This window comes from Citrobacter sp. CF971 (assembly GCF_006385635.1).
GTDB classification, from domain to species: domain Bacteria; phylum Pseudomonadota; class Gammaproteobacteria; order Enterobacterales; family Enterobacteriaceae; genus Citrobacter; species Citrobacter freundii.
This window is the reverse complement of record NZ_CP041051.1, coordinates 391900-413097: the sequence shown is the minus strand read 5'-3', so window position 1 is coordinate 413097 and position 21198 is coordinate 391900. Positions and strand designations below refer to the sequence as shown.

Genomic DNA, 21198 nt, shown 5'->3' with positions numbered 1-21198 from the left:
TCGAATAAAAATCAGATAGCCCAGCCGCCCGCGTAGAAGGCCACCAGCGCGATAGCGATAACCACCGTGCCGATATTCAGCTTGCGCCATTCGCCAGAGACAAGACGGCCAATCACCAGGGTAGCAAAACCAATCATAATGCCGGTAACGATGTTACAGGTCAGCACGATAAATACGGCCGTTACCAGACCCGCCATTGCGTCGACAAAGTCAGCAAAGTCGATTTTCGCAACGTTGCTCAGCATCAACAGGCCCACATACATCAGTGCAGGCGCCGTTGCGTATACCGGTACAAGATACGAGAGCGGAGAGAGGAACAGGATCAGCAGGAACAGGACGCCAACGGTGATCGCCGTCAGGCCAGTTTTACCGCCTGCCGCCGTACCCGCTGCGGATTCAATGTATACCGCCGCAGGAGCAGCGCCCACCAGACCAGAGAACACGCTGCTCAGGGAGTCGGTGGTCAGCGCTTTGCCGCCGTCGATAATCTGTCCGTCTTTATCCAGCAAATTCGCCTGTCCGGCTACGGCACGAATGGTGCCGGTCGCATCGAAGACGGCGGTCATAACCAGCGCCAGCACGCTCGGCAGAACGATAGGATTCAGTGCGCCCATAATATCCAGGCTGCCGATCAGCGAGTTGCCGTTTTCGTCGCTCAGAGACGGCATGGCAAAAATACCGGAGAAATGCACGGCCGGGTCGAAAATCAGGCCAACAATGGAAATACCGATAATAGTCAGCAGGATGCCGCCCGGTACTTTCAGTTTTTCGAGGCCAATAATCACCGCCAGACCAACCAGCGACATAATCACCGGGAAGGTATCGAAGTCACCCAGCGCAACCGGCAGACCGTCCAGCGGATTCTTAATCACCAGACCAACGCCGTTTGCCGCAATCAGCAGCAGGAACAGGCCGATACCGATTCCCGTACCGTGCGCAACGCCCTGCGGCAGATTGCGCAGGATCCAGCTACGAATACCCGTCGCGGAAATGATGGTAAACAGGACGCCCATCAGGAACACCGCGCCCAGCGCAACGGGCACGCTGATATGTTGCCCCAATACCAGGCTGAATGCGGTAAACGCCGTCAGAGAAATGGCGCAACCAATCGCCAGCGGCAGATTTGCCCACAGGCCCATGACAATAGAACCGACGCCCGCGACCAGGCAGGTTGCCACAAATACAGCGGCAGGCGGGAATCCGGCTTTACCCAGCATCCCTGGAACCACAATAACGGAGTAAACCATGGCGAGGAACGTCGTTAATCCGGCAACGACTTCCTGACGAACGGTACTGCCGCGAAGCGAAATTTTAAACCAGGCGTCGAGTGAACCGCCGGTACGCGCTGAAGGCGTAGACATAGAAAACATCCCCTGAGAGTTTATTTTTTCGTCATTATGCGTGCTGGACAATCCACTGCCTGCTAAACGTTTTCTCCATGTGCCAGGTTTGCGTCATTAGGGGTGTCGCAAAAAAGCAAACGTTTAGCTCCGCGCATAAAAAACGGGTGGTAAAAAAAAGCAAACGATTATCCAGCGATCATACGCCGGTTTTCAACTGAACTTTGCCGCTTTTTACTCATTTCTTCTTATAACGCACAATAAACAACCAGTCGATGCGCAAACGTTATCGTCAATGCGCAATCTGGTAACAAATTTCGCCAGATTGTCGCAACAATCGTTCTTATTTTTCGCGCAAACTCGCGCAAGAAAACCGGTGAAGATGCGGTAATTTTTTTGGCTAAAAAATCATCATTTGACTGGCAAATGGAGGGAGGTAGCTTACACTTACATTATCAACACAGGCCGGAACCTCCCCTAATGTGCTCGACTGAGGGGTGTTGATGTCGGGGGAAACCCTCCCGTGAACCAGCGGGATAGAGTGAAAGACGAAGACCGGAACCAAACTAAAGCGCCCTCTGTGGCGCTTTAGTTTTATACCCGTCATATTTCACGTTGCAGGTGTGTTGGCTGCGTTTACTCACCCGAATCACTTAGTTTACTAAGCTCATCGGGATTCGTGCTCTTGCCGCCTTCCCACAACGCGAATTATTTAGGGTATATATCAGTCATATATTTAAACCAATCAATCATCTTCCAGCAGACGCGCCCCGGTTCCTTGCTCGCCCAGCTGATCGCCTGGGTTACGCAACGGGCAATCGCTGCGCGACAAGCAGCCGCAACCAATACATCCATCCAGCTCATCGCGTAGCGACACCAAAGTATGAATGCGTCGGTCCAGCTCTTCACGCCATTGCGAAGAGAGCTGTTTCCACTCTTTAGCGCTAAGTGAATGTCCTTCAGGTAATACGCCCAGCGCGTCGCCAATCGTTGCCAGCGGGATCCCAATGCGTTGAGCAATCTTGATAATCGCCACGTAACGCAACACATCACGTTTGTAGCGACGCTGATTACCGCTGTTGCGCATGCTGCTGATTAACCCTTTGCTTTCATAGAAATGCAGGGTCGAAACTGCCACGCCGCTACGCTTTGCAACTTCACCTGGCGTGAGCAGCGCTTTTATCCGGGGTAATTTCTTTTCCATAAATCGCTTTACCTCAAGTTAACTTGAGGAATTATACTCGCCCACAGACAAAACGACGAATCGAATACTGAGAAAGAGGCAGCCCTATGTCCCATCAGCAGATTATTCAGACCCTTATTGAATGGATTGATGAACATATCGATCAGCCGCTGAACATTGAGGCGGTTGCGAAAAAATCAGGTTACTCGAAGTGGTATTTACAGAGAATGTTCCGCACGGTGACGCGCCAGACGCTGGGTGACTACATCCGCCAGCGACGACTTCTGCTGGCGGCGGTTGAACTGAGGACGACTGAGCGACCTATTTTCGATATCGCGATGGATCTTGGTTATGTATCGCAACAAACCTTCTCGCGCGTGTTTCGCCGCGAGTTTGATCGTACCCCCAGCGATTACCGCCACCGCCTGTAAGCTTATTGCCCGCTCTGCGTCAGTATGGCGGGCGACCGTTGTATCCAGTGCATGAACTCCTGCGACGGCAGCGCCTTCGCAAAATACCAGCCCTGACAATACTGTACGCCGCGTTCAAGCAGCCATTCGATTTGTTCCTTCGTTTCCACCCCTTCCGCAATCGTCTTCAGGTGTAAGCTTTGCGCCATCTCAATAATATGTTCGGCAATCAAGTGACTGGTGCTGTTAGTGGACAACGTGCTAATAAACGATTTGTCGATCTTCAGGATATCGACATTCAGCGCTGACAAATTATGCAGATTGGAATATCCCGTGCCAAAATCATCAAACGCCACTTCATAACCCGCCTTGCGGAACGCCTGAATTACTGGGGTCATTTTATGTACATCTATGAACCCCCGCTCCGTCACTTCGACTTTAATTTGCTGGGCCGCCACGGAGTACTCACGATTTTTGTCGTTAATCAGAGCAATCAATCGGGATGAATGAAAGTCAGAAGCGGAAAGGTTAATCGAGATATAAAGCTGAGGATGCGCCGAAAGAAAATACCCCAAATCGTTGAACACCTCTTCAACGACATAATCCGTGATCCGCTCAATCATTCCCTCTTTTTCAGCCAACGGAATAAACTCCGTCGGGCTCATCACCTCACCTTTACAACCCGGCCAGCGCAGCAGAGCTTCAGCACCAACACATTGTCCATTCTTAATATCAATGATCGGCTGGTAATGCAGGCAAAGCTGACGTTTTTTGATCGCGCGTTTTAGTAAGCGCCGGGGAGATAAGTATTCCTGGCGCGTGCGCCACCACATTAGCAGTATCAGGATGCTGCAGATAATCCCGAAGGGAATGGTTAACGCCGCCTCGTGATAAAAAATCTGACTTACGCGGTTGTCTGAGGTCGACACAATGATCGCAATTGGGCGTTTTTCTGAATGCACGATGGTGTAAAAGCGATCGTCTTGTTGAAAGGTCGAGGCTTCACCGCGTACGAGAGGCGCGAATTGCGCAATATTTGCCGCTTCGCTGGCGGAGAAAAACGTATCTGTTACTGTGTCATATACGCCCCAGGACAGATCCGGATCATCTGACATGACTTCGCTGTAGGATAATGGATTTATGACTGCGACGTAGTTCCCACGTTGCATGTACGTCATTCTGTAGCCAGCGAAAAAAGGGGTATCGCGGTAGTAATAGATGGCGATATCCGGCGTACGTTTATAGTCTGCGGTCGGCATAATATAGGTAACGGGTGGCACCATCGACGTAGAGCACAAAAAATGATCGCCCTGCGCATAAATTAGCTCGCTGATATATAAACGACCGCGAATAATATTCAGCATACTTTTCTGATGTGCCGGGGTACACATCTTACCCTGATACAACTGGGCCATATCACGCGCCAAATCGGCTTGCAGGATTACCAATTCTGTTTTATTTAACACCAGTTGAGCAAATGAGCGGAGTTGATTACGGGTTTCGGACATAGCCCGAATTTGAGCAAACCATAATGCCAGCACCACGGGGAGCAATACCACCATGAATGTTCCCAGCAACTTCAGCAGCTTGCGTCGCGCACTGTGATTCATGTCAGCCTTATGTCCCTGTTTTGTCTATGCCAGTACCTGTCACGGCAGGATGCTATAAACACCAGCTAGTTAACTTGCATGAATCTATCAGTATTAGCAACAGACGTCTCTATGTAAAAGTCTGATAATAGTTGATGATGATATTATTTTTCCGTAAGGCAAACTTAAAGTTACGCTTATTTCACAACGTTATTATCCCTAAAACGTAAATTTTTTATGAGCACTATCCTGGTTGCATTTAAGAAATTCATTAAATTTTTTTAACACAAAATTTAGGATAAATTAAACCGGTGGTCTAAATGCACCTTTAAGATTGATTATTTAGTGTCAAAAGCCTTTTTGAATATAACCACACATTAAGAGTGGTTATGATCCTGTAAAAATAACGTCCAGTACTGGTGAACAAACGAGCACTTGTGATATAGTTCACAAAAACCATGTAACAGAAACATTGTTTCATTCATGTTATTGCCCGTCGATAGCCAGAGTACTACACCCTCGGTGAACACCCCCGCGCTGTCCTGGGCATCCAGACTTTCTGAGGACGTTTTTCATGGCAACGATAACAACTGGCGTGGTTCTTCTGCGGTGGCAATTACTCAGTGCAGTGCTGATGTTTTTAGCCAGTACGCTCAATATCCGTTTTCGTAAATCAGATTATATTGGCCTGGCCGTCATTAGCAGCGGTTTGGGGCTGGTTTTTGCCTGCTGGTTTGCGACTGGATTGCTCGGCATAACCCTGGTGGATATGTCTACTATCTGGAAGAACATTGAAACCGTGATGGTCGAAGTGATGAGCCACACACCGCCAGAATGGCCGATGGTGTTGAACTGATAACAACAGTGTGTCCGACCAGAATATACCCGGTCGGACACGGTTTTAAGCAATAACGATTCTACTGACGTTCCGGTAACCGTTTACCACTCCATACGGAACCCTGCGTTCACCTGCCAGTTCATATCAATGTCGCCTCCAGCCGATCTTTCCAGGTCAACGTACAGTCGGGAGTTATTGTTCTGAGTGAGGTGGATATTGGTACCAATACCGTAGTTAATCCACGAGTCACTTCCTCCCTCGCGAACCGTCATGGACGCGTCTTTACCCCACACAGTGACATCACGATCGCCGGCAAACTCATGCAGCAGATCCAGCTTCACATAAATGTCGCTGTCCGGACGTTCTTCAAATCGATAACCTCCTCGCAATCCGACACGACCGATCACGCTATCGATATCATTCTGACGAACCCGTAGCCCGCTGCTGGTGGTATAACGAGCCTCATCCAACCGGGTATACACGAGCTGCGCTTGCGGTTCGATGAAAGAGGATTCTCCCAGACTAAACTCACGACCGTATTCTGCGCTGGCGCTAATTGACCACGAACTGCTATCCGCCACCCCCATATTGCCGTACACATTTCGGTAGTTAAAATCACTCTCATGGCGGCTATATTTCAGCACCAGATCCAGGTAGTCCTGTTTCTCCGGACGGTTCCATGCAGCATAAAGTGAACCACCGTAGCTCTTGTTATCACCCGTGCCATAAGTAAAGTCAGCGTTACCTTTCATGTAATGCGCCGCAATGCCTCGCGTCCAGACTGATTGTTCACCTTCTTCTTTATTGTCATAACCAAGTTGCCAGAAGCTGTACAGGTTTTTGAAGTAGCTGCCATTATCGCTTTCCATTTCGCCGCCTTTATAGCGTATCCACAGACCATTTTGCTGTTGGTTCTGGCGTAATTCCCCTAAACGCTTATTCAGGCTGTCGATTTCGAGACGGGCGGTGGCCGCCGCGTAGTTTAACCCAGCATTGGCAATTGCGGTGTTGCTACCCGCACTGGCTTTCGTTGAAACCCCCGTGATATACCAGTTTGTGCCATACTGGCTTACCGGATCGCCTTCCCGAATATCAGAACGCAGTAGCGGTTTATAGTCGTATACATACTCGTTAGTGATATCGATTTTATCGTACGCTGCGAACGTCACATTGCTGGCGGCATCGGCAACCCAGATATCTTCTTGCAGATTGCTGAGCTTATTAATATTTAACGCCTCAATGGCATGAGTTCCCCCCGTGCTACTCTTAACGACCTCGATAAAGTCGCTCCCATTACGCCGCTGCTCATCGGTTTTATTTGTATTTACATCAATCAGGAAAATACCGTTGTTGCCTTTCAGATCGTGAATCTTCACGGTTTCGTTGATACTCTGATTGGTATGCAGGTTAAAACCATGCAGGTTTATCGTCCCGCCGTCTTGCAAGGTAATGGCGCTGATCTGAGCGTCTTTGCCATCCGGGATCCAGTAAGCATTATTCATCAGCGTCAGATTCAAATCTCCCGCCCATTTACCGCTGGCAGTTTCCAGGAAGTTCGCTTCATGCCCATGCCAGAATGACTCTGCACCATTGAGAGTAATATTCATCTGGCTGGTATTAGCATATATTTTATCGCCGAAGTCGATATTTCCTAACAAATTAACCTTGTGCTCACCTGACTGATTAATATTTACGACACCACCATCTTTAGCACTAACTGCATCACTTTTTGATGAGCCATCAGGATAACCACTATTGTTCTCCAGCAGTTCTTTGAAATTACTGGCGTATGTATTAATGTAAACATCGCCACCGTTAGCTGTAATAGTTGAACCTGCACCGCGCGCATAGACTCCATTATTTGCCAGCGTGGCGTCTTTCCCCTCGTTGCTGTGTTCAACCTCTGAACGAATGTACACATTACCGTTTACAGTGATATCCGCACCGCTTCCCGCATACAACGCAGTATTGTTATGTGTATACTTAGAGCCAATTAAGAAAGTGTTTTTCAGGCTAAAGTTATCGACGGTGACGTTGGTGTCCTGACCTTCGGCGGATAAGCCAAAAAAGGCCAGACCGGCGCGGTGTTCCTGTTGCGTAGTTCCGCTAATATTCACGTTGTAATTGCCAATTTGATAATCTCCCGCCTGGGCTTTGGTGATACTGCCAATCTTCACCTCAAGGCCATTACCTTCACCTCGCACAGGGTTATCAATATTTACCGTGATATCATAGCTTTTATCATCAGCAATCGTATCCTGAATGATGATCCCTTCCTGACCACCATTAATATCTATATAATTTAGTTCATAGTTTTTTGCACTCGCAAATCCGGCGCAAACCAACTGCGCTGCGGTAAATGATAGTGCAAAAGGTATTATTGCTTTCGGGTTTATCTTCCTGTGATACATAGTAAGCTCCATAACAAATAGTTTACCAACGCACTTATTAACACCCCACCAATAAAAAGCAGCCAATAATAAATATATTTTCATCAATGAAGAATTGATAAGCTAAAAGCATTATTTAAAGCCATGCATTAATTTGTCAATATTTACCACGCAGCAAATTACATTTTTTTCTTTAAATTAATTTAATATTGCTCTCCAAAAACTATCTCAAACTGAAAAAATCAAAAGTGCAATATAAATCCATTAGTTATTATCGTCATTTTTAATGTTATCATTCGGTAATACCTACATTGATTTTCATTCCCTGTAACAATCAATAAATATTATAGAATATTAGCGTAAATCATTTCGTATTAAATGAATAATAAAGCTGCGATGATAAACCAGAAAATACCGAATAATTAATTCTGAATAAGAGATGTAAAAAAACCCCGTCGCAACGGGGTTTTTTTACATTAGAACGTTAATGCGTTCAGCTATCTTAGAACGGAATATCGTCGTCGAAATCCATCGGCGGTTCGTTAGACGGCGCTGCCGGAGCGGACTGCTGCGGACGAGACTGCGCGCCGCCGCTGAACTGATTGCCGCCCTGCGGCTGCTGAGGCTGACCCCAACCACCCTGCTGCTGGCCGCCACCTGCCGGAGCACCACCGCCCTGACGACCGCCCAGCATTTGCATGGTGCCGCCAACGTTAACAACAACCTCAGTGGTGTACTTTTCTACGCCGGACTGATCGGTCCATTTGCGGGTACGCAGCTGACCTTCGATATAGACCTGGGAACCTTTACGCAGATATTCACTGGCCACTTCCGCCAGTTTGCCAAACAGCACAACGCGGTGCCATTCAGTCTGCTCTTTCATTTCACCGGTCGCTTTATCACGCCAGGATTCGGAAGTAGCCAGCGTAATGTTGGCAACTGCGCCACCATTCGGCATATAGCGTACTTCCGGGTCCTGGCCCAGATTACCGACGAGAATCACCTTGTTTACGCCTCTGCTGGCCATGATCGTGTCTCCTGAAAAACGTTACTGAATAAGTGTAAGCGCGGGATTGTAGCATTTCCAATAGCGCTTTTACTACGTTGCGAAGTTGATTCCAGTAAACAACCCCCGCCAGACATTGTTGCACAGGAACATGCGTTTTGCATTCCAATACTGTATATCCATTCAGGTCAGGTTGTGTCATAATTAACCGTTTGTGATCGCCGGTAGCACCATGCAGCCAGGCAAAAAAGCGTTTAATCCGGGAAAGATGAATGGATAAGATCGAAGTTCGGGGCGCCCGCACCCATAATCTCAAAAACATCAACCTCGTCATCCCGCGCGACAAGCTGATTGTCGTCACCGGGCTTTCGGGCTCAGGCAAATCTTCGCTCGCTTTCGACACCTTATATGCCGAAGGGCAGCGTCGTTACGTTGAATCCCTTTCCGCGTACGCGCGTCAATTTCTGTCGCTGATGGAAAAACCGGACGTCGACCACATTGAGGGGCTCTCTCCTGCCATCTCAATTGAACAAAAATCGACGTCCCATAACCCGCGATCCACGGTAGGTACAATTACCGAAATTCACGACTATCTGCGTCTGCTGTTTGCCCGCGTTGGCGAGCCGCGCTGTCCGGATCACGACGTTCCCCTGGCAGCGCAGACCGTTAGCCAGATGGTGGACAACGTCCTGTCCCAGCCGGAAGGCAAACGTCTGATGCTGCTGGCACCGGTAATTAAGGAGCGTAAAGGCGAGCACACCAAAACGCTGGAAAACCTGGCGGGCCAGGGCTATATCCGCGCCCGTATCGACGGCGAAGTGTGTGACCTTTCCGATCCGCCCAAGCTTGAGCTGCAAAAGAAACACACTATTGAAGTGGTGATTGACCGCTTTAAGGTACGCGACGACCTCACTCAGCGACTGGCTGAATCCTTTGAAACCGCGCTGGAACTGTCCGGTGGTACGGCGGTGGTCGCCGATATGGACGACCCGAAAGCGGAAGAGCTTCTGTTCTCCGCCAACTTCGCCTGCCCTATCTGCGGCTATAGCATGCGCGAACTGGAACCCCGCCTGTTCTCGTTTAACAACCCAGCGGGCGCGTGTCCAACCTGTGACGGTCTCGGCGTGCAGCAGTATTTCGATCCTGACCGGGTGATTCAAAACCCGGAACTGTCGCTGGCCGGTGGTGCTATTCGTGGTTGGGATCGCCGTAACTTCTATTATTTCCAGATGCTTAAATCTCTGGCTGAGCACTATAAATTCGACGTTGAAGCCCCATGGGCCAGCCTGAGCCCTACCGTGCATAAAGTGGTGCTGTACGGTTCGGGTAAAGAAAATATCGAATTCAAATACATGAACGATCGCGGCGATACGTCCGTACGTCGTCACCCGTTTGAAGGTGTGCTGCACAATATGGAGCGCCGTTATAAAGAGACGGAATCCAGTGCGGTACGTGAAGAATTAGCCAAATTCATCAGTAACCGACCGTGCGCCAGCTGTGAAGGGACGCGTTTACGTCGCGAGGCCCGCCACGTATTTGTTGAAAATACGCCGCTGCCCGCGATTTCCGACATGAGCATCGGTCATGCAATGGATTTCTTCAACAATCTGAAGCTTGCGGGTCAGCGGGCGAAGATTGCTGAGAAAATTCTTAAAGAGATTGGCGATCGTCTGAAGTTCCTGGTCAACGTCGGCCTCAACTACCTGACGCTATCGCGGTCGGCGGAAACGCTATCCGGCGGTGAGGCCCAGCGTATTCGTCTGGCAAGCCAGATCGGCGCGGGTCTGGTTGGTGTAATGTACGTGCTGGATGAACCGTCTATCGGTTTGCATCAGCGCGATAACGAGCGTCTGCTGGGTACGCTTATCCACCTGCGTAATCTGGGTAATACCGTCATTGTAGTCGAGCACGATGAAGATGCGATTCGCGCCGCTGACCACGTTATCGATATCGGCCCCGGCGCGGGTGTTCACGGTGGTCAGGTCGTCGCCGAAGGGACGCTCGACGACATCATGGCAGTGCCTGAGTCGCTGACCGGCCAGTACATGAGCGGTAAGCGCAAGATTGAAGTGCCTAAACAGCGCGTTGCGGCTGACCCAGAGAAAGTGCTGAAGCTCACCGGCGCACGCGGCAACAACCTGAAAGATGTCACCCTGACGCTGCCGGTAGGTTTATTTACCTGCATTACCGGGGTTTCCGGTTCGGGTAAATCGACGCTGATTAACGATACGCTGTTCCCGATTGCGCAGACGGCGCTGAACGGTGCGACGCTGGCTGAACCTGCGCCGTATCGCGACGTTCAGGGCCTGGAACATTTCGACAAAGTGATCGACATTGACCAAAGCCCGATTGGCCGTACGCCGCGTTCTAACCCGGCAACTTACACCGGCGTGTTTACGCCAGTGCGCGAACTGTTTGCCGGCGTGCCGGAGTCACGTGCACGCGGTTACACCCCGGGGCGTTTCAGCTTTAACGTCCGCGGCGGACGCTGTGAAGCCTGTCAGGGCGACGGCGTGATCAAAGTCGAAATGCACTTCCTGCCGGATATCTACGTGCCGTGCGATCAATGTAAAGGCAAACGCTATAACCGCGAAACGCTGGAAATTAAGTACAAAGGCAAGACTATCCACGAAGTGTTGGATATGACGATTGAAGAAGCACGCGAGTTCTTCGATGCCGTTCCGGCGCTGGCGCGTAAGCTGCAAACACTAATGGACGTTGGCCTGACGTACATCCGACTGGGTCAGTCCGCTACCACACTCTCGGGCGGCGAGGCGCAGCGCGTGAAGCTGGCGCGCGAACTGTCAAAACGCGGTACTGGGCAAACGCTGTATATTCTCGATGAGCCGACCACCGGTCTGCATTTTGCGGATATTCAGCAACTGTTGGACGTGCTGCATCAGCTCCGGGATCAGGGCAACACCATCGTGGTGATTGAGCACAATCTGGACGTGATTAAGACCGCTGACTGGATTGTCGATCTCGGTCCGGAAGGTGGCAGCGGAGGCGGCGAAATTCTTGTCTCCGGCACACCAGAAACAGTCGCTGAGTGTGAAGCCTCACACACGGCACGTTTCCTCAAACCACTGTTGTAATTACGCAACACTTATCAGGCCCACAGAACAGGCGTAAAGCTTGTAGGCCTGATAAGGCGCTTGCGCCGCATCAGGCAACTGTTGTACCTGATGGCGCTACGCTTAACAAGACCGTTCAGGGCTGCGTCAGTATCCGCCGTTTATCAGCAGGCAGCGTGTTCACAGCCTGCTGATAAGAGGCGTCAACCAGATAATAAATCTGTGAATCCGGTAGCGAGCCGTCCAGATACACCGTACTCCAGTGCGCCTTATTGAGATGCCTGCTTGGCCGAACATCGCTATGCTGCTGGCGCAACAACTCTGCCAGTTCTGGGCTGGTTTTCAGAGACACCGCCGGGCGTTCTTCCACCTCTTTTACCATGGCAAAAAGCACATCTTCGACTTTGATTTGCGTGGCCTTCCAGTCACTGTGAACGCTCTGCTCCGCGCCCATTTTTGCCATGCAGTATTGCAGCAACTCCGAATTCGTCATCTTTATTCCCCTTACCAGCATATTGCCTAATGAGAACATCATTTATTCAGTGTGCAGCAAGTCCGCAAAAGGTAAAAGCCAGCAATGTAAATTTGTTTAAAAAAACAGCAATCCGCAGCCAGTGTCCTCAATATTCCGAGTTGACGATCACCTCTTCACCAAACGCACCGGCCTGTGGCAGCGGCTTATAAGTGGAGTTAGAGGCGCGCAAAATGCGAATACCACGAATGCCCACGTCGCGAGCGGCAGTGATGTCATTATCGGAGTCACCGTAAAACATGCGGATATTTTTATCCTGTAACCACTGCGTTTTGGTGTTCTGGCCCGGCTTATCGCCGGCAAAAATGACCGGATTCATATTGCCTGCCGGGATGTGAAAGTTATCAGACAACGTTTTCGACACCGTTTCAGTCTTCGTCTGGCTACGCCCGGTCACGAAAAAGATGCTGTCACCACGACGCACATGCATATCAATTAGCTGGCGCGCGACTTCTTTTGGAATACTGAACTCGTCCCAGCCGTTATTCATTTTTTCCCAGAAGGCCGGATTCTTCAGGTAATCCTCACTGTCCGGAGAATACGTTTTTTTACCGCGCCAGAAGCCTGGGCTGGAAAAGAGGACAGTGTCATCGATATCAAACCCGACCGCCATCGGCGGACGTCCGGTCAGGCTGTTTTCAATTTGTGCCACGGAGACCCAGTGAATGGGAGCCTGCTCAGCGAGCGTTGCAACATTGGTGCCTGGATTGAGCTGAGAGGGAGAAGAAACGAGTGCCTGGGCTGGCTGATTTAGCGTGAACAATAAACAAACGGCACTCAGTGCCAACGTAAACTTGCGCATATTTTTCCCTAAGTAGTCAGTTAGTTATCATTTTTTTATTAACAACTGGTCAAAAAACTATCTGACCTTACCCCTTAGGAGGAGGGAAAGGAAGGATTTTCTCTGGTTTTGCCCTGGAAAAGGAGCACGATCACACAGGAAAGCGAGCCTGATGGCACGACGCTTATCAGACCTACAAACGAAAATCCATATACCTTTGTAGGCCGGATAAGGCATTTACGCCACCATCCGGCAACATTCAAAGCCGGTTACATGACGGCGGCAAATGCCTTTGCCACGCGCTGCACGTTACCGTGATTCAACCCAGCTACGCACATGCGACCGCTGGCGATCAGGTACACACCGAACTCATCGCGCAGGCGATCAACCTGGGCTGCGCTAAGCCCGGTATAGCTGAACATACCGCGCTGTTGCAACAGGTAGTCAAAGTTACGGCCCGGGATCTCCGCATTCAATACGTTAACCAGCTCCTGACGCATCGCCAGAATGCGGGTACGCATCTCTTCGACTTCTACCAGCCAACTGGCTTTCAGCGCGTCATCACCCAGTACCGCGGCAACTACCTGCGCACCAAAGTTTGGCGGGCTGGAGTAGTTACGACGCACCGTCGCTTTTAGCTGCCCCAGAACGCGGCTGGCGGTATCACCATCTTCACATACGACAGACAGTCCGCCGACACGCTCGCCGTACAAGGAGAAAATCTTCGAGAATGAGTTACTGACCAGAGCGGGCAAACCGGCGCTGGCAATGGCGCGAATCGCATAGGCGTCGTCTTCTATTCCACCACCGAAGCCCTGGTAAGCAATGTCCAGGAACGGAATCAAATCGCGTGCTTTCAGGATCTCAATAACGCTATCCCACTGCGCAGGCGTTAAATCCGCGCCCGTCGGGTTATGGCAGCACGGATGCAGCAGCACGATGCTGCGCGCCGGTAAGGTATTCAGCGTTGCCAGCAGGTCGTTGAAACGCACGCCGTTAGTCGTGTCGTCATACCATGGGTAAGTGCTTACTTCGAATCCAGCCCCCTCAAAAATCGCGATATGGTTTTCCCAGGTCGGATCGCTGACCCATACGCCAGAATCAGGGAAATAGCGTTTCAGGAAGTCTGCGCCAACCTTTAACGCACCGGAGCCGCCCAGCGTCTGAATAGTTGCGACGCGCTGCTGCTGGAGAACCGGATGATCTGCGCCAAACAGCAGCGGCGCAATAGTATGACGATACGTGTTCAGACCTTCCATCGGCAGATACAGCGAAGCACCATGCGGTTTGGCATTAAGTCGAGCTTCCGCTTCCGCCACCGCTTTAAGCTGAGGAATAATTCCGTCTTCGTTGTAATACAGGCCGATGCTGAGGTTCACTTTGTCGCTACGTGAATCTTCTTTGAAGCGCTCCATGAGCGATAAAATCGGGTCGCCGGCGTAGGCGTCAACTTTTTGAAACACGTGTGGTTCTCCAGGTTTACAGGCAAGGGTTAAGAACACAATAAACCGGAAGCGGGAGAAGATCGAGGGGATGTTGAGGGTAATATTGCCGGAAGGCGGCGTAACCGCCTGTCCAGCACATCATTCTGCTAATCGATATACTTCATCGCCACCCTTGAGGTCAGGCGCGTAATAAGTTCGTAAGCACTTACTTTCGTCATTTCAGCAATGCGTTCAACGGGCAGTCCCTCACCCCACAGAATCACCGAATCGCCGGCTTTATCCTGCGCTTCGGGGCCTAAATCGACGCAGATCATATCCATCGCAACGCGACCGACGATCGGCACTTCACGGCCATTGACCAGTACCGGCGTCCCAGACGGCGCCGCGCGCGGATAACCATCACCATAGCCCATTGCCACCACGCCCAGACGCGTGTCGCGCTCGCTCAACCAGGTACCACCATAACCAACCGGCTCGCCCGCTTTGTGCTCACGCACCGCAATCAGGCTGGAGGTCAGCGACATCACCGGCTGGCAGCCAAAATCAGCACCGATGGAGTGGTTTTCCAGTGGCGACACACCATACAGAATCAGTCCCGGACGCGCCCAGTCGAAGTGAGACTGTGGCCACAGCAGAATACCGCCCGATGCGGCAATCGAACGCTGCCCAGGTTTGCCCTCGCAAAAGCTGTTGAAGATATCGAGCTGTTTTTCGGTCGCGCCGCATTCAGGTTCGTCTGCGCGCGCAAAATGGCTGACGATATTGACCGGCTGGCGCACATTTTCACATTGAGTTAGGCGCTGATAAAACGCCTCGGCCTGCTCAGGGCGTACGCCCAGGCGGTGCATACCGGTGTCGAGCTTCATCCAGACGGTAACGGGTTCAACCAGATTAGCGGCTTCCAGGGCTTCGAGCTGCTCCTGGTTATGGACGGCTGTATGCAGACGCTGCGCGGAAATAGTCGGCAGATCGGAGGCATCAAAAAATCCCTCCAGCAGCAGGATGGGCTGCGTGATCCCTCCCGCTCGCAACCGCAGGGCTTCTTCAAGACGAGCGACACCAAAAGCGTCCGCATCGGGGAGCGTTCGCGCGGTCTCTAACAGACCATGGCCGTAGGCGTTCGCTTTCACGACCGCAACCAGTTTACTGGCAGGAGCCAGTTCACGCAGACGTTGCAGGTTGTGTCGCAGAGCGCGGCGGTTAATGACTACAGTTGCCGCTTGCATTTGTATTCCTTAGAAATTACTCATCATCATATTGAGGACCGGCATAGTTGTCGAAGCGGGACCACTGTCCGTTAAACGTCAGGCGCACCGTACCGATCGGACCGTTACGCTGCTTACCAATAATAATTTCGGCGATGCCTTTTAAGTCACTGTTTTCGTGATAAACCTCATCACGATAGATAAACATGATTAAGTCGGCATCCTGTTCGATGGAGCCGGATTCACGCAGATCCGAGTTAACCGGACGCTTGTCGGCGCGTTGTTCCAGAGAGCGGTTAAGCTGCGACAGCGCCACCACCGGCACATGCAATTCTTTCGCTAACGCTTTCAGCGAGCGGGAGATTTCTGCAATTTCCAGCGTACGGTTGTCGGAGAGCGACGGCACGCGCATCAGCTGCAGGTAGTCGATCATGATAAGTCCGATACCGCCATGTTCACGGGCGATACGACGGGCACGCGAGCGCACTTCCGTTGGCGTCAGGCCGGAGGAGTCATCAATATAGATGTTTCGTTTCTCCAGCAAAATACCCATTGTTCCGGAAATTCGTGCCCAGTCCTCATCATCCAGTTGACCGGTACGGATTTTGGTTTGGTCTACGCGTGAGAGCGAGGCCAGGGAACGCATCATGATCTGTTCCGAGGGCATTTCAAGACTAAAGATAAGAACCGGCTTATCCTGCAACATCGCCGCATTTTCGACGAGGTTCATCGCAAATGTTGTTTTACCCATCGACGGACGCGCGGCGACGATAATTAAGTCTGACGGCTGCAAACCCGCCGTCTTTTTATTGAGGTCGTCATAACCGGTGTTCACCCCGGTGACGCCGTCGTGCGGCTGCTGGAACAGCTGCTCGATACGCGCGACGGTGGCGTCGAGCACATCAGTAATATTTTTCGGCCCTTCGTCTTTATTTGCGCGGCTTTCCGCGATTTTAAAGACACGGGATTCAGCAAGGTCCAACAGATCTTCACTGGAACGGCCTTGCGGATCAAACCCGGCTTCCGCGATTTCGTTCGCAACCGAAATCATGTCACGAACAACGGCACGTTCGCGGACGATATCCGCATAAGCGCTAATATTCGCCGCACTTGGCGTATTTTTAGATAACTCAGCCAGGTAAGCGAAACCGCCGACGCTATCCAGTTGTCCCTGAACCTCCAGCGACTCTGCCAGTGTGATCAGATCGATGGGTTTCCCCATCTCCTGCAGGCGATGCATTTCCGTAAAGATATGCCGGTGCGGCCGGGTATAAAAATCTTCCGCCACCACACGCTCGGCGACATCGTCCCAGCGTTCGTTATCCAGCATTAAACCGCCCAACACCGACTGTTCCGCTTCAATCGAGTGCGGCGGTACTTTCAGCCCGGCGACCTGGGGATCGCGCTCACGAGCATCAGTCTGTTGTTTGTTGAAGGGTTTATTTCCTGCCATAGTGAATGGAGTTACCGAGATAATGATTGGGTCGAAAGATTACCACATTTCTTTTGGAGGAAGCATGGCAACACGTATTGAATTTCACAAGCATGGTGGCCCTGATGTACTCAAGGCGGTGGAGTTTACACCCGTAGACCCGGCGGAAAACGAAATCCAGGTCGAGAACAAAGCTATTGGGATCAACTATATCGACACCTACATCCGCAGTGGTCTTTATCCGCCGCCATCTCTGCCCAGCGGCCTGGGTACCGAAGCTGCCGGCGTAGTCAGCAAAGTCGGCAGCAAAGTGACACACATTAAAGCTGGCGATCGCGTGGTGTACGCCCAGTCTGCCCTTGGTGCCTACAGCTCAGTGCATAACGTTCCGGCCGATAAAGCCGCCATCCTACCCAACGCTATCTCATTTGAACAAGCCGCAGCCTCATTCCTGAAAGGGTTAACCGTTTTTTATCTGCTGCGTAAAACCTATGAAATTCAGCCTGATGAGCCGTTTTTGTTCCATGCGGCTGCGGGCGGCGTCGGGATGATTGCCTGCCAGTGGGCAAAAGCATTGGGCGCGAAGCTGATTGGTACCGTCGGCAGTGCGCAAAAAGCGCAAATTGCGCTGCAGGCCGGCGCATGGCAGGTCATTAACTATCGTGAAGAAAGCATAGTTGAGCGAGTGAAAGAGATAACCGGCGGAAAAAAAGTACGGGTGGTGTATGACTCGGTGGGGAAAGATACCTGGGAAGCCTCGCTGGATTGTTTACAGCGCCGGGGACTAATGGTCAGCTTTGGTAATGCTTCCGGGCCGGTGACTGGCGTGAACTTAGGTATTCTGAACCAGAAAGGTTCGCTGTACGTGACCCGTCCTTCACTCCAGGGGTATATCACCAATCACCGCGAATTAACCGAAGCCAGCAATGAGCTATTCTCGCTAATTGCCAGCGGAGTAATCAAAGTGGATGTCGCGCCTGGTCAGACGTTCGCACTGCACGATGCACAGCGTGCTCATGAAGTACTGGAAAGCCGGGCAACGCAGGGATCGAGTTTGCTAATCCCATAATGCTTCGACTTCCCCTAAATAATTCAAATTGCAGGAAGGCGGCAATTGAATGAATCCCCAGGAGCTTACTGGAGTAAGTGACTGGGGTGAATGAAAGCAGCCAACACACCTGCGGTTTGAATTATGACGGGGAAGTAAAGAATTAGGGCTTCCCGTGGGAAGCCCTTTCTTTTTTTAGTTCGGCTGTATGTAGGGTACAGCTCGATGAATTCGTTAACCCGGCAATAGTGACAGATTTGATAATCAATTCCTATTTGGTTCTAAAGGCAATGTTGCAGGTTGTGACGCACCACTCAATACCTTAGTAAAATCGACGGTTATTGCGCTGATACTGTGGGACTTTTGGCGCTTTTATCGCCTTGATAACCCACACCACGGCAACAGCCAGTAGCAGCCAGGGCAACAGTTTAATCATCAAGGCAAATAGTCCGCCCAGAAACATCACTGCGGTGGCTACGACCAATGCAGCCAGAACGCCCAGTAAAGATACGCCGGTGACCATCAGCATGATAAAAAATCCAATCACAAAAAGTAGTTCCAGCATGGCTCTCTCCCGAAATGAAATTCTCTCCATTGCTTTACAAGAAACATGCCAAAAATAATGTATTGATTTATAAAGAAAACGCCCCGCGACAAAGCGCAGGGCGTGGTGAAATTAACTAACTTTTGGCGAAAACTTAACGCTTGTCAGCGACCAGCTTCAGCGCATGCTCCAGTACGTTAATATCTGCCCCGGCTTTATGCGCATTTTCGCTCAGATAGCGACGCCACTGACGAGCCCCAGGGATCCCCTGAAACAGCCCCAACATATGGCGCGTCACATGTCCCAAATAGGTTCCCTTACTCAGTTCACGCTCAATGTACGGGTACATGGCGCGCACCACGGCAACTGGATCGGCATCTTCGGTGGCAGCAGCAAAAATCTCACGGTCAACGGACGCCAGAATTCCTGGGTTTTGGTAAGCTTCACGCCCCACCATCACGCCATCCATATGTTGCAGATGAATTTTTGCTTCTTCCAGCGATTTAATGCCGCCGTTGATCGACATCGTCAGATGCGGGAAATCACGCTTTAGCTGATAAACACGGTCATAATCCAGCGGTGGGATCTCGCGGTTTTCTTTCGGGCTTAACCCGGATAGCCAGGCCTTGCGGGCGTGAATAATAAACATCTCACATTCGCCGTTGCCAGATACCGTGTTGATGAAATCGCACAGGAATTCGTAGCTGTCCTGGTCATCAATGCCGATACGCGTTTTCACCGTTACCGGAATCGACACCACGTCGCGCATTGCTTTGACGCAATCGGCGACCAGTTGCGCATTCCCCATCAGACAGGCGCCAAACATGCCATTCTGCACGCGGTCGGAAGGACAACCCACGTTGAGATTGATTTCGTCATAACCCCGCTGTTCAGCGAGCTTTGCGCACTGCGCCAGCGCCGCAGGATCGCTCCCGCCCAGTTGCAATGCGACCGGATGCTCTTCTTCGCTATACGCCAGATAATCGCCTTTACCATGAATGATCGCGCCGGTGGTTACCATCTCCGTATAGAGCAACGTCTGGCTGGACAGTAAGCGCAAAAAGTAGCGGCAGTGTCTGTCCGTCCAGTCGAGCATAGGAGCAACACTAAACCGACCATTCCAGTGATTGTCAGTATTTTCAGGCATTGCGCTGGTTTGGCTGGTTTTTATCATCTTAAGATTACCGTGCATTTTTTGACATTTAAGTATATTTTTCTCTTATCAGGTTCCCACTCAGGCCCCCATACGTATGGGAACCTGAAATGACGAGACAGAGTAATGGCATACTATAACATAGAGAAACGACTAAAATCTGATGGCACTCCACGCTACCGCTGTACCGTGCTTATTAAGGAAAAAGGCGTTATCACATTCAGAGAAAGTAAAACCTTCCCAAAACAGGCGCATGCTAAAACATGGGGATCCCAGAGGGTTATGGAACTGGATCTTTATGGTCTCCCATCATCTGATGATGCAACCGGAATAACAGTCCGTGATTTGTTGCAAAAATACATCAATGATCCAAACGCTGGTGGCAAAGCAGGACGAACAAAAAGCTATGTTCTTAATATGCTCGTTGACTGCGACATTGCAGCTATCCCCCTGCTGTCATTAACCGCAAATGACGTAATAGAGCACTGTCGATTGCGAAATAATGCAGGAGCCGGGCCAGCGACCGTAAGCCATGACGTCAGCTATCTTGGGAGCGTGCTTGATTGTGCAAAGCCAGTGTATGGCATTAACTATACTAGCAATCCGGCAAAAGAGGCGCGCCCTCACCTCCTCAAATTGGGGTTAATTGGAAAATCAAATCGACGCAGTCGTCGACCAGCATCTGAAGAACTAAACATGCTGATCGAAGGCCTGAAACAACGTTCTCAAAGGCGGGGATCAAAAATCCCATTCGTCGATATTCTGATGTTTTCTGTTTTATCGTGCATGCGCATTGGCGAGGTTTGCCGTTTGCGATGGGATGATATCGATGAAAAACAAAAATCAGTGCTGGTGAGAGACAGGAAGGATCCACGTAAAAAAGAAGGGAACCACATGAATGTCGCTTTACTCGGAGAAGCCTGGGATATTGTCCAGCGCCAGCCGCGTAAGTCAGAGCTAATATTCCCTTATATAAGCAGTTCCGTAACGGCAGGATTCCAAAGGGTAAGAAGTGCTCTTGGAATTGAGGATCTAAGATATCATGACCTTAGAAGGGAAGGCGCAAGCAGACTTTTTGAAGCTGGATTCAGTATAGAGGAAGTGGCCCAAGTTACTGGCCATAGGTCGCTGAATGTACTGTGGCAAGTTTACACAGAGCTATTCCCTAAATCACTTCATGTAAGGCTTGAACAATTGCAAAAGTCCAGAAAAAATGACTAAACGAAAG

The 21198-nt window shown here is 50.7% G+C and carries 17 protein-coding genes; 5 read left to right on the top strand and 12 right to left on the bottom strand.

Annotation, left to right across the window (positions count from 1 at the left end; translation table 11 throughout):
* Positions 1-11 precede the first annotated feature (11 nt).
* Positions 12-1361 carry a guanine/hypoxanthine transporter GhxP gene (gene ghxP, locus E6P06_RS05500; protein WP_003031735.1) on the bottom strand — a complete coding sequence of 450 codons (1350 nt, stop codon included), beginning with the start codon at positions 1359-1361 and terminating at the stop codon, positions 12-14.
* A 724-nt stretch (positions 1362-2085) separates the two neighbouring features.
* Positions 2086-2544: a redox-sensitive transcriptional activator SoxR gene (gene soxR / locus E6P06_RS05495; RefSeq protein WP_003031733.1), complete on the bottom strand. Its 459-nt coding sequence runs from the start codon at positions 2542-2544 to the stop codon at positions 2086-2088.
* 86 nt (positions 2545-2630) lie between these two features.
* Here soxR and soxS point away from each other — a divergent pair, with 86 nt between their 5' ends.
* The gene (gene soxS, locus E6P06_RS05490) at positions 2631-2954 is read left to right on the top strand and encodes a superoxide response transcriptional regulator SoxS (protein WP_003031731.1); all 324 of its coding nucleotides are present in this window, start codon (positions 2631-2633) and stop codon (positions 2952-2954) included.
* Between the two features lie 2 nt (positions 2955-2956).
* Here soxS and E6P06_RS05485 read toward each other — a convergent pair whose 3' ends face one another.
* Positions 2957-4543, bottom strand: coding sequence for an EAL domain-containing protein (locus E6P06_RS05485; RefSeq protein WP_003841054.1), 1587 nt, complete (start codon positions 4541-4543; stop codon positions 2957-2959).
* 553 nt (positions 4544-5096) lie between these two features.
* Between E6P06_RS05485 and E6P06_RS05480 the strand changes: the two genes are divergently transcribed.
* A complete protein-coding gene (locus E6P06_RS05480; RefSeq protein ID WP_003844730.1) occupies positions 5097-5378 on the top strand; it encodes a YjcB family protein in 282 nt (93 codons plus the stop codon).
* A gap of 83 nt (positions 5379-5461) precedes the next feature.
* Here the strand turns inward: E6P06_RS05480 and E6P06_RS05475 are convergent, their stop codons facing one another.
* Together E6P06_RS05475 and ssb1 are read right to left on the bottom strand one after the other, a co-directional pair.
* Positions 5462-7771 carry an autotransporter outer membrane beta-barrel domain-containing protein gene (locus E6P06_RS05475; RefSeq protein ID WP_139935026.1) on the bottom strand — a complete coding sequence of 770 codons (2310 nt, stop codon included), beginning with the start codon at positions 7769-7771 and terminating at the stop codon, positions 5462-5464.
* Positions 7772-8252: 481 nt separating this feature from the next.
* Positions 8253-8777, bottom strand: coding sequence for a single-stranded DNA-binding protein SSB1 (ssb1, locus tag E6P06_RS05470; protein ID WP_003826621.1), 525 nt, complete (start codon positions 8775-8777; stop codon positions 8253-8255).
* A 251-nt stretch (positions 8778-9028) separates the two neighbouring features.
* Between ssb1 and uvrA the strand changes: the two genes are divergently transcribed.
* Positions 9029-11851 (top strand): excinuclease ABC subunit UvrA, encoded by a 2823-nt coding sequence (gene uvrA, locus E6P06_RS05460; protein WP_003031720.1) that lies wholly within the window; start codon positions 9029-9031, stop codon positions 11849-11851.
* 115 nt (positions 11852-11966) lie between these two features.
* Here the strand turns inward: uvrA and E6P06_RS05455 are convergent, their stop codons facing one another.
* From E6P06_RS05455 to dnaB, 5 genes are all read right to left on the bottom strand, one after another.
* Positions 11967-12323 carry an MmcQ/YjbR family DNA-binding protein gene (locus E6P06_RS05455; RefSeq protein WP_003031719.1) on the bottom strand — a complete coding sequence of 119 codons (357 nt, stop codon included), beginning with the start codon at positions 12321-12323 and terminating at the stop codon, positions 11967-11969.
* A 127-nt stretch (positions 12324-12450) separates the two neighbouring features.
* Positions 12451-13164 carry an acid phosphatase AphA gene (gene aphA / locus E6P06_RS05450; protein ID WP_044702294.1) on the bottom strand — a complete coding sequence of 238 codons (714 nt, stop codon included), beginning with the start codon at positions 13162-13164 and terminating at the stop codon, positions 12451-12453.
* 248 nt (positions 13165-13412) lie between these two features.
* Positions 13413-14606: an aromatic amino acid transaminase gene (gene tyrB / locus E6P06_RS05445; RefSeq protein WP_087879458.1), complete on the bottom strand. Its 1194-nt coding sequence runs from the start codon at positions 14604-14606 to the stop codon at positions 13413-13415.
* A 128-nt stretch (positions 14607-14734) separates the two neighbouring features.
* On the bottom strand, positions 14735-15814 hold the full coding sequence (gene alr, locus E6P06_RS05440; protein WP_003844721.1) for an alanine racemase: 1080 nt from the start codon (positions 15812-15814) through the stop codon (positions 14735-14737).
* Between the two features lie 16 nt (positions 15815-15830).
* Positions 15831-17246 (bottom strand): replicative DNA helicase, encoded by a 1416-nt coding sequence (gene dnaB / locus E6P06_RS05435; protein WP_003826610.1) that lies wholly within the window; start codon positions 17244-17246, stop codon positions 15831-15833.
* Between the two features lie 64 nt (positions 17247-17310).
* Between dnaB and E6P06_RS05430 the strand changes: the two genes are divergently transcribed.
* Entirely contained in the window at positions 17311-18294 is a 984-nt protein-coding gene (locus tag E6P06_RS05430) for a quinone oxidoreductase (RefSeq protein WP_003841359.1), read from the top strand.
* Positions 18295-18595: 301 nt separating this feature from the next.
* On the opposite strand, the gene pspG is transcribed toward E6P06_RS05430, so the two are convergent.
* Positions 18596-18838: an envelope stress response protein PspG gene (gene pspG, locus E6P06_RS05425; protein WP_003031713.1), complete on the bottom strand. Its 243-nt coding sequence runs from the start codon at positions 18836-18838 to the stop codon at positions 18596-18598.
* Between the two features lie 133 nt (positions 18839-18971).
* The gene (dusA, locus tag E6P06_RS05420; protein WP_103798251.1) at positions 18972-20009 is read right to left on the bottom strand and encodes a tRNA dihydrouridine(20/20a) synthase DusA; all 1038 of its coding nucleotides are present in this window, start codon (positions 20007-20009) and stop codon (positions 18972-18974) included.
* 87 nt (positions 20010-20096) lie between these two features.
* Here dusA and E6P06_RS05415 point away from each other — a divergent pair, with 87 nt between their 5' ends.
* Positions 20097-21191, top strand: a complete 1095-nt coding sequence (locus tag E6P06_RS05415) for a site-specific integrase (protein ID WP_047722298.1) — start codon at positions 20097-20099, stop codon at positions 21189-21191.
* The last annotated feature ends 7 nt before the right edge of the window (positions 21192-21198 follow it).